A 15,277-nucleotide genomic window follows, 5' to 3' on the forward strand; every position below is an offset into this window, starting at 1 on the left:
ATGAATATGAACAGATTTGCTGCATTAGCCGCCCTGTTAACGTTCACGGGTCTGGCATTATGGTCGCCATCGATCAGCGCGGCATACAATACCGCAGATGCCGTAGACATTAACGTTACGGGATTAATTTATGCCGATCCGTGTACCGTGACGGTCCCCGACACGCTCTCTCTTGGACAATATGCCCGGGCGGATATCGCCGTGGCCGGCGGCAATACCGCCACCATTCCTTTCACCATAAAAATGACGAATTGCCCGGCAACGACCACAAAAGCCGCGATTTCATTTAACGGCGTACCTTATCCCGATCCAAATTATGCTTCTGCGATTTATGCAAACAGCGCGGCCAATCCGGCGCAGGATTTAGGATTACAGCTTTTTAACCTGGACGGTAAAAGTCTGGTCAATCTGGCCAACAACGTCACTTACACGGTGGATATCAACAGTAATACCCATGAAGCCAATTTGCCTGTCGCCGCAAGGATGTATACCCCGTATGGAAAAGTCACGGCAGGGGATTTCACGTCCGTTGTGACGATCACTATCGCATGGCAATAACATCTTTCTATTTCACCTGGTATAAAAGCAGGAATTTTTCATGAGAAGGTTATATCTGGCGCTTATTCTGCTGTTCGCGTATTCCGGTCATGGTTACGCCTCCTGTAAACGTTCCGGAAATGAAGGCGCGATCACTATCACCCCGCCGTCGCAGCTTGTGGTGGATAGCCACGCCTATACCGCAGGCGAAGTGTTGTGGCAATCGGGCTGGGTTTCCACCTCCGAAGTCACAATGGATGGCTGTAGTCGCGATTATAAGGTCGGTTTTTTATATGAACCCGGTAGCGCGCAGTCAAATACATCAGCGACAATCAATGCGAATGACGGGAACAACACACCGGTATTTAGCACCGGCATTTCCGGCGTGGGCATTGCGATTAAAACCCAAACGAATGCTGGCCCTTACGATAATGTCATGCCAATCGATAATACCTACCATAATGGCGATGGCAATAAAACACACCATGCGATGGCTCCCGCCTACAATGTTGAACTGGCCGCCTTAGGCGGTCCGATCACCTCCGGTACCGCGACATTCCAAAGCCCACTGGCGCGCGTATCTTTTCGCGATAGCGCAACGGAAGACTCCGGCGGCGATATCCTGACCCATCTGTATTTGGGGAATACGCAATTGATTATGAAAGCGATGGGATGTCGGGTAGAAACACCTGCCATCACCGTTGATTTAGGCAGCGTCAATTTAGGCAGTTTCGCTAACAGTCAAACTGCGGGCACAGGCGAGCAGGATATCTTATTGACCTGCGAACAAGGCACCGCTATCTCCGCATCGTTAAGCGCCCAACCGGCCAGCGGAAATAACCCTGATAATTCAGTCATCCAGTTGAGCAATGCGAGCGCGCCAACCAGCGCAACCGGCGTTGGCGTACAGTTGGGTATTCAGGCGCCGGACGCCGGTTTCTTTACCGACAGTTTGCCAATTAATCAAAAAATTGATTTCTTTACTCACACGATTACCACCAATGCCGATGGCAGCCAGACGGTTAACGGCGGAACCATGAATATGTCCACCACCCTGAAAATTAGCGCGCGCTACTATAAAACCGCCGCCACGGTAACGGCCGGGCAAGCGAATGCCACGGCAACATTAAACCTGACCTATAACTAACGGCATCACATTTTCTGGCGCTGCGCGGGAAAACGTTAACGCGCGCGCCCGTAAAATTTATTTCCACAAACGTAATTCGTCATCTTTTACTGGCGGTAATGACTTACGTTGCTGACAAGAGAGCGAATACCAGTCCAGATGGCGCGTCAGGAACATCACGCCGCCAAGCGCCAGTAGCAGAACGCCGGTCCCCAGAAGCAACGAGCTATCTTCCGAACGCAGCAATCCCCACATCACGCCATCCAGCGCCAATAACGCTAACGTAAACAGTACGCTATTGCGCCATCCTTTCAGCACCGCCTGCAAATAAACGCTATTCATCAACGCGCCCACCAGGCTTGCGGCGATCCAGGCTGGCGTGAAACCGATATGTTCCGACAGTGCCAGCAACAGCAGGTAGAACATCACCAGCGATAACCCCACCAGCAGATACTGCATCGGGTGTAACCGCTGCCCCGTCAGGGTTTCGAAGACAAAGAAAGCCATAAACGTTAGCGTAATCAACAAAATGGCATATTTCGTCGCTCTGTCCGTCAGTTGATACTGATCGGCTGGCGTCGATACAGCGACGCTAAACGCCGGTAAGTTGTCCCAATCCACCTTTTGCGCATCAGCAAACTGTTCGCCGAGATTCGTGGCAAACCGGCTGGTTTGCCACTGGGCCTGAAATCCTGAACCGCTGATTTCGCGTTTACCGGGAAGAAAATCCCCCACAAAATTTGGGTGCGGCCAGTTACTGGTCAGGGTCATTTCACTGCTACGCCCGACGGGAACCAGTGAAAAGCTGCCGGTTCCGCTTAAATTTAACGACATCGCCAACGTCAGGTTGCGCGTCGCCCACTGACTGTCCGGCAGCGGGATATGAATGCCCTCTCTACTTTCCGGTAAGCCGGTCCCCGGTTCTACAGTGAGCGTTTCACCATTCACCTGCGGCGCTTTTACTGCGCTGATACCGCGCGCATCGCCGACGCCCACGACGATAAAGGGCTTTCCAAGGGTAATGTTCGGTCTGTTCAGCTCATGCAGACGGGCCACATCAAACTCCGCCTTTATCGCCATATCGGTATGCCACACCTGCCCCTGATAAATACCTATTTTTCGCGCTTCAACGTTTTGATTGCCTTCGACCAATAGCGACTCCGGCAGCCAAAAATAGAGATAGCTGCGCTTATACTGGACCTCTTTCTCCTCTTCCAGCACGGTATAGAGCTCTGTCACCGGAACCGCCACCAGCGGGCCGACAACCTTTTGTGGGCCTCTGGTACTCTGACGAATAGCGGCTTCTACATGGCTTCGATAATCAGCACGTTCCACGATGGTGTGCCGTACCATCATCAGGGGAATTAACAGCAGGATCATGGCGCCGCCTAACGTAATCATTTTCCACAACAGGGGGGATTTCAACATAGCGTTCTCCTTTGCAATGCCAGCAGTGTAAGAACGCGATGTGGGGAGAATTTGAAGTTATGTGAAGTGACGGTGAAGTGTCAACGAGGCCAGCACGCCGCCTTCGGGACGGTTGCACAACGTCACCTCACCGTTGAGGAGTCGCGCCGCCTCGCTGACAAACGCCAGCCCAAGCCCGCTGCTTTTACGTCCGTTTTCACGGGGCAACGAATAGAATCGGTCGAAAATGCGCGGCAGCGCAAAATCAGGAATACCACAGCCGGAATCCGTCACCTGCAGGATCGCTTTCTCTCCCATCGGCTGAGCGCTTAATGTGATAACGCCATTTTCAGGCGTAAAGTCGATGGCATTGTCCAACACATTGCCCAGCGCCTGCGCCAGAAGCTCCGCGTCGGCGACGACAACCAGCGAGGAAGGCCGTAAAGTAAGGGTGATCTTTTTTGCCGCCAACTGAATACTGCGTGCCTCGCTAAGCTGCGTAAATAGTTCATCAACAGCAACCGGCGCGAGAGGGATATCCTGCCGGTTTTCCAGCCGCGCCTGGCGCAGCAGGGTCTCTACCAGCGCCTGCATTCGCGTATTTTGCGCCAGTATATTCTCTGTAAAGCGGGTAACCACATCCGCGGGCGGTCCTTCACGCAGAATCTCCGCCGCGCCGCGTATCGCCGCCAGTGGACTTTTCAGCTCATGAGTCAACGCATACACGTACTGCTCAATCTCATTCTTGCCTTCCAGCTTAATGCGCATACTCTCCAGCGCCTGCGCCAGTTTACGCAGCTCGCTGCTGCCTAATGCAGGTAACGCAAGCGGGCGGTTTTCGGTGACGGAATCCGCATAGCGCGTCAACCGGGCGATGGAGCGGTTAATCCACCAGACCATCCCCGCGCCAATCGCCAGCGCAATTCCCAGTAAAACGGCGCTGGCCCACAGAATGCGCCGTTCGCTGCGCTTAATCACCGGCGCCATTGCCGCATTCGGTTTACCGACAGTCAGGACGCCGATAATCCGTCCATCGCTGATTATCGGCGCGGCTACGTACATCACGGTGCTATTGGGATCGGCAGAATCTTTTGCCGTGCTGCGGGCGCCATACTGTCCGCGCAGCGTAAGCCAGACGTCATTCCAGCGAGAATAATCCTGCCCCACCGCTTTGTTTTCCGAATCAAACAACACCTTCCCCTGCGCATCCGTCATGTAGACATGGTATTCATTGCGCACTTTGACGATCCCGCTGATATTGGCGCGAAACGGGCGATGTTGCAGTTGGGCGAATGCCTTCGCCAACTGGCCGTCAGTCGGGTTGCCGGAAAGGAGATCGTCGCGGGCCAGCGCCGCCAGCAGCGTTGCGGTGTCAATCAGCGTCCCTTCCGTCGCGCGGCGGACGCCCGGCTTTATCTCCTGAACGAAGATAGACAGCACAAACACGGCGGCGACGGCGACAATAAGAAAGTAGCCCAGCAGCAAACGCATTCCGATGCGCATCAGACGCTCCTCAGGCTGTATCCCATTCCACGATGCGTGTTAATTGGCGAGAGCTCCGGATTGATCGCGCGTAGTTTAGCGCGCAGGGTTTTGATGTGTGTATCGACCGTCCGATCGAAGGTCTCCTGGGCATCAGACCAGACAATATCCATCAATTGCTGGCGCGAGTACACGCGCTCCGGCGACAGCAGCAGGGTTTTAAGGAGCAGAAACTCATAACGCGTCAGCGAGAGCGGCGTACCAAACCAGGCGATCTGCGCCGCCGGTTCATTGAGTTCAAAATGTCCGGTACGCACCACCGGCGACGGCGCAGCAAACTTTTTCACCCGGCGCAGCAGCGTGCGCACGCGGGCGCTCACTTCGCGCGGCGAGAACGGCTTGGCGACATAATCATCTGCGCCAATCTCCAGACCAAGCAATCGATCCACTTCATCGCTACGGGCAGTCAGGAAAAGAATCGGCAGCGCAGGATGGCGTTCCAGCAACTGCCGACACAGCTCAAAGCCGCTGATATCCGGTAGTCCCACATCGAGAATCACCGCATCCGGCCGTTGCTGACGCGCTTTTTCCAGCGCGGGCAGCCCGCGAGCGAATAGCTCAACGGTAAACCCTTCCAGTTGCAGGGTGTAGATGAGCGTATCGGCGATTCCCTGTTCATCCTCGACTAACCAGACCTGCGGTTGCTGCATACTCTTTCCCTGTTATTGTCGCCACGGCATGACCGGCACCGCGCTGATGGCGTTCTTCGGCGACCCGTCGACTACTTTGTCGGAGTAGGCCAGATACGCCAGCGTGTTGCGTTTCTCATCATAGAAACGCACGACCTGCAATGACTTAAATATCAATGAGGTGCGTTTTTTGAACACCACCTCTCCCTGCGCCTTGCCGTTCTTAATTTTGTCGCTCAGTTCAATAGGCCCGACCTGCTGGCAAGAGATAGCGGCGTCAGACGTATCTTCCGCCAGCCCCAATCCGCCTTTTATGCCGCCCGTTTTCGCCCGGCTAACATAGCACGTCACGTTTTTGACATCAGGATCGTCAAAAGCTTCCACCACGATTTTATGGTCAGGACCGAACATTTTAAATACCGTATCGACTGAACCAATTTGTTCCGCGCGGGCGCTCTGCCCCAGCAGCAACAAAATTGAGAAAAGTACTAAGCTCTTGTATTTCATATTGTTACCATTCATAAAAGTTACGTTGCGTAATTATTAGACATTCTAAAATAAAATGGTTATAGATCACAGGATTAGAATAATTACCTGTCACGTTGCCTAAAAAAAGCATTTAAGCTCAAAAAAAACACTGAATGCTAAAAGAACAAAAAATGCTATTATCCTCTTACCTGATATCGGGTGCTCGTTGTTGAAAGGATGGGGATATTTTATGGATCAGGCTGGCATAATTCGCGACCTGTTAATCTGGCTGGAAGGTCATCTGGATCAGCCGCTGTCACTTGACAATGTGGCGGCAAAAGCAGGCTATTCCAAGTGGCACCTGCAGAGAATGTTTAAGGACGTGACGGGCCACGCCATTGGCGCTTACATCCGCGCCCGTCGTTTATCGAAATCAGCAGTGGCGCTGCGTTTGACCGCGCGTCCAATTCTGGATATTGCTCTTCAGTACCGCTTCGATTCTCAGCAAACCTTTACGCGCGCCTTTAAGAAACAGTTTTCCCAGACGCCAGCGCTGTATCGCCGCTCCTCGGAATGGAGCGCCTTTGGCATTCGCCCGCCATTACGGCTGGGCGAGTTTACCGTGCCGGAACATCAGTTCGTTACGCTGGAAGATACGCCGCTCCTTGGCGTCACGCAGAGCTATTCCTGCTCGCTGGAACAGATTTCCGACTTCCGCCACGAAATGCGCGTGCAATTCTGGCATGATTTCCTCGGTCATTCGCCAACTATTCCGCCAGTGCTTTATGGGCTTAATGAAACGCGCCCCAGCATGGAGAAAGACGATGAGCAGGAAGTATTCTATACCACCGCACTGCCGCAAGAGCAGGCCGATGGCTATGTTCAGTCGGCGCATCCCGTGCTGTTGCAGGGTGGTGAATACGTCATGTTCACCTATGAAGGGTTAGGAACCGGCGTGCAGGATTTTATCCTGACCGTTTACGGCACCTGTATGCCAATGCTGAATCTGACCCGTCGTAAAGGACAGGATATAGAGCGATACTACCCGTCAGAAGATACCAAAACCGGCGATCGCCCTATCAACCTGCGCTGCGAATTTCTGATCCCGATTCGCCGTTAACGCTGTAGCTCATCCAATGCAGGGGCGTCCAGATGCGAAACGTCCCCTGCGGTTTCTACCACCCAGCCAGACGCCAGCCACTGACTTTCCTGGTAATCGATGCGGGAAATAGAGCAGTTGCGCAAACGTAACCGGCGTTCCGCCCAGGCGGGTAGTCCCAGTATAGTACTGACCAGACAGCCCAACGCGATACCGTGACTGACCAATAAAGGTCGGCTGCCCTGCGGTAGCTCCAGACAGGACGCCAGCGCGGCATGAACGCGATCGCTCAACTCCTGCATCGATTCCCCGCCGGGAATGCGGCCATCCTGCGTGCCGTTGACCAGCTGACGACGCCAGCCCTCTTCTTCTTCCGTCAGCGAATCGATCTGGCGCTTTTCCAGCACGCCCATATCCAGCTCGCGCAGGCGGGAGTCAAAGGTGATATCACACCCGCACGCCTGGGCGATAATCTCCGCCGTGCGTTTTGTGCGGCCTAAATCGCTGCTGATGATATGGGTGATGCCGAGGCTACGGGCGCGTTCTCCTACCTGCATGGCCTGCTGCTCGCCTTTTGCTGTCAGGGGACTGTCCGATTGGCCCTGAATACGTCGCTCGGCGTTCCACTGCGTTTCACCGTGGCGAACAAGGTATACCTGTAACATGTTTTTTTTCCGTTATACTGCGATAAATTTTTAAAACTGAGCTTAATTATGCACCAGGTTATCTCTGCGACCACCAATCCTGCCAAAATTCAGGCAATTCTACAGGCATTTGAAGAGATTTTCGGCGAAGGATCGTGCCATATTACGCCCGTCGCCGTCGAGAGCGGCGTACCGGAGCAGCCCTTCGGAAGCGAGGAAACGCGTGCTGGCGCACGAAATCGCGTGGATAATGCGCGACGCCTGCATCCACAAGCTGATTTCTGGGTAGCCATTGAAGCCGGAATTGACGATGACGCCACCTTCAGTTGGGTGGTGATTGATAACGGCGTTCAGCGCGGTGAAGCGCGATCGGCCACGCTACCGCTGCCCGCCGTCATTCTCGACAGAGTCCGCCAGGGAGAAGCGCTTGGCCCGGTAATGTCGCAGTACACAGGTATTGATGAGATTGGTCGTAAAGAGGGCGCCATTGGCGTATTTACCGCCGGAAAATTAACGCGCTCCAGCGTTTACTACCAGGCGGTGATCCTGGCGCTCAGCCCGTTTCATAACGCGGTGTATCGATAATTATTTGCGCTATATTGTAAGCCTGATAAGCACAGCGCCATCAGGCATTTCGCGGCGATGTTGCCGGATGGCCGCTTCGCCTTATCCGGCCTACGAGCAAATCAGGCGTTTTTCAGCAGTACGTTCTCAAGCCAATGACGCAGTTCAACCGGCGCGGATTTCAGGCTGTTTGACCCGCGCGTGATGGTGGCGATGCCCGCCCCCAGCTCGGTTTTCAACTCGCGCTGGCTCATTTCGCCACGCAACAACTCCTCAATAATGCGCACGCGCGTTCCCAGCGCTTCACGCTCGTCCGGCGTAAGCATCAGTTGTAATAAAGGCAGATGCAGATCCTCTGCATATGCCTGACGGAGTAACTCCACAAAACGAAGCCACTCCTGATTACGTTGTTCGGCGATAGCCGATGAATAAGGGGAATGCTGGGTCATGTTATACCGCCGTTTGTACTGTTACACGAGTACAAATGATAACATAACCCGTCTGCATTAATACCGTCGCTGCCACTCAGAGTCGCTCATTAAGGCCTCTTTCTGCCCCATAAAGTGGCGATAGTAAGCGTCATAGGCCAGAACGTTTTTCACGTAGCCGCGCGTTTCCGAAAAGGGAATGCTTTCGACAAACGCTACGGCATCGATACGCCCGGCGCTATTGCCAAGCCAGGTGCGCACGCGCCCCGGCCCGGCGTTATACGCCGCCGAGGCGAAAATACGGTTATTACCAAACTGCTGATAGACATACTGCAAATAGCTGGTGCCAATGTTGATGTTGGTCTCCGGCTCCAGCAGTTGGCCGGGGCCGCGGTAGTCCGGAATCGAAAACATTTTCACCGTATGGGTGGCCGTTCCCGGCATAATCTGCATTAAGCCGCTGGCCCCTACCGGCGATTTTACTTTCGGGTTCCAGGCGCTCTCCTGGCGGGCAATCGCCATGGCATAGCTTTGTGAGATATCTTTTCCGCGGGTATAGCGGGTAAAAAGATCGTTATACGCCAGCGGGAAACGCTCCTCCAGATGATCCCACAGTTTTCCGGCGATCGTCGCCTGTACGCTCAGATCCCACCAGTGCTGGTTAAACGCATAGCGCGCCAACTGCGCCTGTTCAGATTTACTACGGCTTTTTACCAGATTCGCCCATTCGCTGCGCGCCGTGTTATCCAGGTTCCAGTACATCAGCTCCCGTACACGCGCCATCTCCGGCCCCTGCGTCAACGCGCTGTTTACGTTGGCGGGCGCTTTATCGATTTTAAGCGTGTACTCTTCGCCTAAACGCTGCGCCGCAACCATCGGATAAAAACCGCGCTTCTGCATTAAAGCATGAAGGATCTCTTTCGCTTCGGCGTCACGACCGCGCTCCAGCAATAAATCCGCCTGCCAGTAACGCCACTCGTCTTTCTCTTTCGCCTCCATTGGCAGGCGGGCAAGCCAGGTATTGAGACCGCGACGATCGCCCATCCCCAGCGCCATACGCACGCGCCGCTCGATAAGCGACGTCGATTGCGAGCGCATAATCGCGTCATCGCGCCATTTCGCCTGCGCATCGGTCACATCGTTGCCCATCAGTCGCCAGGCAACGATATCGCGCAGCGCCTGCGTTTGTTCCTCATTAAGTTTCTGCGCCTGTACCAGCGAGGGGATCATCAGACGCGCATTTTCCGCGTCCTGGCGGGCGACGCTGGCAAACGCGACTTCCGCCATCTGGCGGGTAAAATCGGTGGCGCCGGTGGTGCGTGCAAAGATCAACACGTTATTAGGGTCATTAGCGAGGGTAATGATCGCTGAGGCGATCGTTTGATATTCCGCCGGCATCTGTCCGGCCAGCACCGTAACCAGCCCCGTATTTCCGGCTTTCATCGCCAGCCGAATACGTTCCAGATACGCCAGCGGGTCTTGCTTGCCGGAGGCCCGCCAGACGCTGAACAGTTTATCGCAGGCATTCGGCTGACTTTTGCCGGTCAGCCAAAGGTCTTTCGCGCCCTGCCAGGCCGCTTCCGTTTGCCCGGTACTCCATTTCGCGTAGTAATAGTTACATTGCGCTTCCGTGGTGCCGGGTTTCTCCGGGCTAAACGCCAGCAAGCCGCGCCAGTCTTCACGACGCGCCAGCTCATTGACGAAGCGTGATTGCAGCGTACGCGCAGGCGGAAGCGTAGGATTGGCGCGCACAAACTGCGTGACAGCAATCGCCGGTTGGTTCATCAAATCGTCGGTGATCTTACGGTATTCCAGATACGGGTAGAGCGGATAATCTTTCAGACCCGGCATCATCTGCTCTACCACATCCATCTGGCGGTTGTCCCAGGCCTGCTTAATCTGCGCATAGCGGTTACGCTGCTCTTCCAGTGAGTCGGCCCGCGCGAGGTGACAAAAGGTCAGCAGGCATACGCTGGCGGCGACGAGACGCCAGACAAATGGTTTGGCTCTATCCACAAGCACTTCCTCAATTGTTATCCAATGCAGCATCATGCCGCGTAATGAATTTATGCTAACCAGTCATAGCCATTTGCGCCACGTTACGGACACTTTTTTACTTTTATTGCGAGTGCGATCTGCTGGCTGGGCTTAGGCAGGGAAAAAGGCTACACTTCGCCTTTGACATCTATTCACCATCACGATAAACATAGAGGCGAAGTCCAACGTGGCTCAATTCGTTTATACCATGCATCGTGTCGGCAAAGTGGTTCCGCCGAAACGTCATATTCTGAAAAACATCTCGCTGAGCTTCTTCCCTGGCGCCAAAATCGGCGTGCTGGGCCTTAACGGCGCCGGTAAGTCTACCCTGCTGCGCATCATGGCGGGGCTCGATAAAGATATCGAGGGCGAAGCGCGCCCGCAGCCCGGCATTAAGATTGGCTACCTGCCGCAGGAACCTCAGCTAAACCCGGAACACACGGTACGCGAGTCGATTGAAGAGGCCGTTTCGGAAGTGGTTAACGCCCTCAAACGTCTGGATGAAGTGTACGCGCTGTATGCCGATCCGGATGCCGACTTCGACAAGCTGGCCGCAGAGCAGGGCCGACTTGAAGAGATTATCCAGGCGCACGACGGTCATAATCTGAACGTGCAGCTTGAGCGCGCTGCTGACGCTCTGCGTCTGCCGGACTGGGATGCCAAAGTCGAAAAACTGTCCGGCGGCGAGCGCCGTCGCGTGGCGCTGTGCCGTCTGTTGCTGGAAAAGCCGGACATGCTGCTGCTCGACGAACCCACCAACCACCTGGATGCCGAATCTGTTGCGTGGCTGGAACGTTTCCTGCACGACTTCGAAGGTACCGTCGTGGCGATTACCCACGACCGTTACTTCCTCGATAACGTCGCCGGCTGGATTCTGGAACTTGACCGCGGCGAAGGTATTCCGTGGGAAGGCAACTACTCCTCCTGGCTGGAGCAGAAAGATCAGCGTCTGGCGCAGGAAGCGTCTGCCGAAGCGGCGCGCCGTAAATCCATTGAGAAAGAGCTGGAGTGGGTGCGTCAGGGCGCGAAAGGCCGTCAGTCGAAAGGTAAGGCGCGTCTGGCTCGCTTTGAAGAACTGAACAGCGTTGAGTATCAGAAACGTAACGAAACCAACGAACTGTTTATTCCACCAGGACCGCGTCTGGGCGACAAAGTCATTGAAGTCAGCAACCTGCGTAAATCCTACGGCGACCGCGTACTGATCGACGACCTGAGCTTCTCGGTGCCGAAAGGCGCTATCGTCGGGATCATCGGGCCAAACGGCGCGGGTAAATCGACCCTGTTCCGCATGATGTCCGGTCAGGAGCAGCCCGATAGCGGCACCATTACGCTGGGTGAAACCGTCAAGCTGGCCTCGGTCGATCAGTTCCGCGACGCGATGGACAACAGCAAAACCGTCTGGGAAGAAGTGTCCGGCGGGCTGGATATCATGAAGATCGGCAACACTGAAATGCCAAGCCGCGCCTATGTAGGCCGCTTCAACTTCAAAGGCGTCGATCAGGGCAAACGCGTTGGCGAACTGTCCGGCGGTGAGCGCGGTCGTTTGCATCTGGCGAAGCTGCTGCAGGTGGGCGGCAACGTCCTGCTGCTCGACGAACCGACGAACGACCTGGATATCGAAACCCTGCGCGCGCTGGAAAACGCCCTGCTGGAGTTCCCTGGCTGCGCGATGGTTATCTCGCACGACCGTTGGTTCCTTGACCGTATCGCCACCCACATTCTGGATTATCAGGATGAAGGTAAGGTGGAATTCTTCGAAGGCAACTTTACCGAATACGAAGAGTACAAGAAACGCACGCTGGGCGCCGAGGCGCTGGAGCCGAAGCGTATCAAGTACAAGCGTATTGCCAAATAAATGTCTGAATGCCGGGTGGCGCTTGCGCTTACCCGGCCTACAAACCCAGCGATTCCAGTACGTTGTGAAACTGTAGGCCTGATAAGACGCGGTAAGCGTCGCATCAGGCATTGGTTCTTATCCCTGCTCGCCCATCATCTCTTTCACCAGTTCCACACAGCGCAAAAAGCGACCATCGTAATCAGCCTCTTTAACGTGAACGAACTCAATGTTGTTCTCTTTCAGCATCTCGACCAGCAGGTTCTGGAACGCTTTGCGATCCACTGAACTGCCCAGGCTTCGCAGTCCGTCAGCTACCCACGGCGTATTATTCTCCAGCAAAATCACCAGGTCGAAGCGATACTCGTCGATCAGCGCCTGGACAAAGGGATGCTCGCGTCCTTCGTATTTTTTGCAAAATGCCTGGGTGGTGACGAAATCGGTATCGATAAACGCCACTTTATTCGCATATTTCACTGCGAAATCAATATATTGCGCATGGCCCAGCGCAATTTTATCGTAGTCGGAATACTGTAACGCCATCTCATCGCCGCCCAGATGCGAAAAGACATAGTCGCGGCCATATTCCCAGGCGCTGGTGGTATTAAAAATATTGGCGAGCTTATTGACCAGCGTAGACTTGCCGCTTGATTCCCCGCCCAGAATCGCGACGGTACGCACGAAAAACGGCTTCACTTCGGTAGGAATATATTCCCAGTAACGAAACGGATTTTCGCGGATTTGCGCCCCACTGATATTCATAAACGTGCGTTCAGGATCGACCAGCACCGTCTCAATCCCTAAATGCTCAAGATACTGCGGCGCATCAGCCTCTTCGGAAGTGTAGATCCAGCTCGGCTGTATTCCCTTCTCTGCCATAAACGCTTTAATGCCGTTGCTCCAGACGTCCCAGCCATGCGGATAAGGCTCCATCCCCTCTTCATTAAAGGCGTGGATGCGAATATTTTTTTGGTATTTGAAGGTTTGCAATAACCAGCGCAGGCGATCCGACACGGTGGGCTGCTGCGACATGGCGCTATCCTCAAACAGCCCGCGGTCGCGCGTATCGTCATATCCCATAATGATGTGCAACTCATCCACCTGGCTACAGGCGCGCTGGATCAAGTAGATGTGTCCGGTATGCAATGGATAAAATTTACCGAACACCACGCCAATGTTTTTCTGTCGGCGGGGAAACTCCAGCCCGAGAAAACGGTGTAGCGCCTCCAGTTTTTGCGCGCTGGGGCTTTTGATTTTGGCGTTAAGTAACTGACTCAGATATCCCTTGGTCATACCGCTGGCGTCAGCCACCTGTTGCAGAGTGCAACCTTGCTGCTTAATCGCGGTTTTGAGATAGTCGAACGATGACACAAGAGCCTCCTGCTGGAAAAATCGCATAACACTGCCTGATGGCGCTTCGCTTATCAGGCCTACAACATCAATCCGTATCAATCCGTAGGCCGGATAAGACGCATTGCATCGCCATCCGGCAAATTATACAACATCACTACATACAGAGAATTATAAGTCGTCAAACACGCTTAACGCATCTGCGAGCTTTTTAACACCGAACACCAGCATTCCTTCCGGCGGCTTTTTCGGTACGTTGGCGGCAGGCACAATCGCCCGACGAAAGCCGTGTTTCGCCGCCTCGGAAATACGCTCCTGCCCGCTCGGCACCGGACGAATCTCGCCTGCCAGCCCCACTTCGCCAAACACCACCAGATCCTGCGGCAACGGCCTGTCACGCAGGCTGGAGACCATCGCCAGCAGTAAAGCCAGATCCGCGCTGGTTTCGGTGACTTTCACGCCGCCGACCACGTTAACGAAGACGTCCTGATCCGACATTTGCAGACCGCCGTGTCGGTGCAGCACCGCCAGCAGGATTGCCAGACGGTTTTGTTCCAGACCGACCGCCACGCGTCTGGGGTTCGCCATCATCGAGTGATCGACCAGCGCCTGAATCTCCACCAGCAACGGTCGCGTGCCTTCCCAGACGACCATCACTGAACTGCCGGAAGTGACCTCATCGCCACGGCTTAAAAAGATGGCGGACGGATTGCTCACTTCGCGCAACCCCTGTTCGGTCATGGCGAAGACGCCCAGCTCATTGACTGCGCCAAAGCGGTTTTTGTGGCTGCGCAGCGTGCGGAAACGAGAATCAGCGTCGCCGTCGAGCAATACTGAGCAATCGATACAGTGTTCCAGCACTTTCGGCCCCGCCAGCGACCCGTCTTTGGTGACGTGGCCGACCATCACGATCGCCACGCCGCGCGTTTTGGCGAAGCGCGTCAGGTAGGCTGCCGTTTCGCGGACCTGGGCGACGCTGCCTGGCGACGACTGGATATCCGCCATATGCATCACCTGTATAGAGTCGATCACCATCAGTTTCGGCTGTTCTTCTTCCGCTATCAGGCAGATCTGCTCGATGCTGGTTTCGGAGAGCATATTCAGATTAGCGGTCGGCAGGCCGAGACGGTGCGCACGCATCGCCACCTGCTGTAGCGACTCTTCGCCGGTGACGTACAGCGTTTTCATCTGCTCGGCGAGCTTGCACAGCGTTTGCAGCAGCAACGTTGATTTGCCCGCGCCGGGGTTACCGCCAATCAAAATGGCGCTGCCGGGTACCACCCCGCCGCCCAGCACGCGGTCAAACTCTTTAAAACCGGTAGAAAAGCGCGGCAGTTCCTCAAGACTGATGTCAGACAGTTTCTGCACTTTTGATACGCCCGCACTGCCGGCGTATCCGCTCAGACGTTCGTTACGCGCCACCGTCGGCGACGCGGCAAGGCGCACCTCGGTAATGGTGTTCCAGGCATGGCAGGCGCTGCATTGCCCCTGCCAGCGTGGGTAATCGGCACCACATTCATTACAAACAAAGGCGCGTTTGGGAGCTTTTGCCACGTTTTACCTCTTTCGTTAACGCTGTTGCCGGATGGCGCTGGCGCTTATCCGGCCTACG

At 54.9% G+C, this 15,277-nt stretch carries 14 protein-coding genes; 5 read left to right on the forward strand and 9 right to left on the reverse strand.

All coding sequences use genetic code 11. The annotated features are described in order from the left end of the window. Positions 1-558, forward strand: coding sequence for a fimbrial protein (locus tag QEN31_RS19875; RefSeq protein WP_001056984.1), 558 nt, complete (start codon positions 1-3; stop codon positions 556-558). A gap of 40 nt (positions 559-598) precedes the next feature. Then, entirely contained in the window at positions 599-1,684 is a 1,086-nt protein-coding gene (gene sthE / locus QEN31_RS19880) for a fimbrial major subunit SthE (protein ID WP_099949723.1), read from the forward strand. Between the two features lie 57 nt (positions 1,685-1,741). On the opposite strand, the gene creD is transcribed toward sthE, so the two are convergent. The 4 genes from creD to creA are packed head-to-tail and all read right to left on the reverse strand — an operon-like array spanning position 1,742 to position 5,748. Continuing rightward, entirely contained in the window at positions 1,742-3,091 is a 1,350-nt protein-coding gene (creD, locus tag QEN31_RS19885) for a cell envelope integrity protein CreD (protein ID WP_064239835.1), read from the reverse strand. A 57-nt stretch (positions 3,092-3,148) separates the two neighbouring features. Continuing rightward, on the reverse strand, positions 3,149-4,573 hold the full coding sequence (creC, locus tag QEN31_RS19890; protein WP_001219537.1) for a two-component system sensor histidine kinase CreC: 1,425 nt from the start codon (positions 4,571-4,573) through the stop codon (positions 3,149-3,151). Further along, a complete protein-coding gene (gene creB, locus QEN31_RS19895) occupies positions 4,573-5,262 on the reverse strand; it encodes a two-component system response regulator CreB (protein WP_001187047.1) in 690 nt (229 codons plus the stop codon). Before creB ends, creC begins: the two co-directional genes overlap by 1 nt. Before the next feature lie 12 nt (positions 5,263-5,274). Beyond that, positions 5,275-5,748 (reverse strand): protein CreA, encoded by a 474-nt coding sequence (gene creA / locus QEN31_RS19900; RefSeq protein WP_000875811.1) that lies wholly within the window; start codon positions 5,746-5,748, stop codon positions 5,275-5,277. Positions 5,749-5,959: 211 nt separating this feature from the next. On the opposite strand from creA, the gene robA reads away from it, so the two are divergent. Then, positions 5,960-6,829, forward strand: a complete 870-nt coding sequence (robA, locus tag QEN31_RS19905; RefSeq protein ID WP_000371685.1) for an MDR efflux pump AcrAB transcriptional activator RobA — start codon at positions 5,960-5,962, stop codon at positions 6,827-6,829. Here the strand turns inward: robA and gpmB are convergent. Next, positions 6,826-7,473, reverse strand: a complete 648-nt coding sequence (gene gpmB / locus QEN31_RS19910) for a 2,3-diphosphoglycerate-dependent phosphoglycerate mutase GpmB (protein WP_000942363.1) — start codon at positions 7,471-7,473, stop codon at positions 6,826-6,828. The genes robA and gpmB overlap by 4 nt on opposite strands. A gap of 48 nt (positions 7,474-7,521) precedes the next feature. On the opposite strand from gpmB, the gene yjjX reads away from it, so the two are divergent. Further along, complete coding sequence (gene yjjX / locus QEN31_RS19915; protein ID WP_000554311.1) at positions 7,522-8,037, forward strand: inosine/xanthosine triphosphatase; 516 nt, start codon at positions 7,522-7,524, stop codon at positions 8,035-8,037. 101 nt (positions 8,038-8,138) lie between these two features. Here yjjX and trpR read toward each other — a convergent pair whose 3' ends face one another. Both trpR and sltY read right to left on the reverse strand, forming a co-directional pair. Beyond that, positions 8,139-8,465, reverse strand: a complete 327-nt coding sequence (gene trpR / locus QEN31_RS19920; protein WP_000192003.1) for a trp operon repressor — start codon at positions 8,463-8,465, stop codon at positions 8,139-8,141. A gap of 57 nt (positions 8,466-8,522) precedes the next feature. Beyond that, a complete protein-coding gene (sltY, locus tag QEN31_RS19925) occupies positions 8,523-10,460 on the reverse strand; it encodes a murein transglycosylase (RefSeq protein WP_000373268.1) in 1,938 nt (645 codons plus the stop codon). Positions 10,461-10,668: 208 nt separating this feature from the next. On the opposite strand from sltY, the gene ettA reads away from it, so the two are divergent. After that, positions 10,669-12,336 carry an energy-dependent translational throttle protein EttA gene (gene ettA, locus QEN31_RS19930; protein ID WP_000046770.1) on the forward strand — a complete coding sequence of 556 codons (1,668 nt, stop codon included), beginning with the start codon at positions 10,669-10,671 and terminating at the stop codon, positions 12,334-12,336. A 117-nt stretch (positions 12,337-12,453) separates the two neighbouring features. Here ettA and nadR read toward each other — a convergent pair whose 3' ends face one another. Both nadR and radA read right to left on the reverse strand, forming a co-directional pair. Beyond that, positions 12,454-13,686 (reverse strand): multifunctional transcriptional regulator/nicotinamide-nucleotide adenylyltransferase/ribosylnicotinamide kinase NadR, encoded by a 1,233-nt coding sequence (gene nadR, locus QEN31_RS19935; RefSeq protein WP_000093829.1) that lies wholly within the window; start codon positions 13,684-13,686, stop codon positions 12,454-12,456. A gap of 150 nt (positions 13,687-13,836) precedes the next feature. Beyond that, a complete protein-coding gene (radA, locus tag QEN31_RS19940; RefSeq protein WP_001029709.1) occupies positions 13,837-15,219 on the reverse strand; it encodes a DNA repair protein RadA in 1,383 nt (460 codons plus the stop codon). Between the last annotated feature and the right edge of the window lie 58 nt (positions 15,220-15,277).

The sequence above is a fragment of the Salmonella sp. SA15303 genome (genome assembly GCF_029962125.1).
Classification (GTDB): domain Bacteria; phylum Pseudomonadota; class Gammaproteobacteria; order Enterobacterales; family Enterobacteriaceae; genus Salmonella; species Salmonella enterica.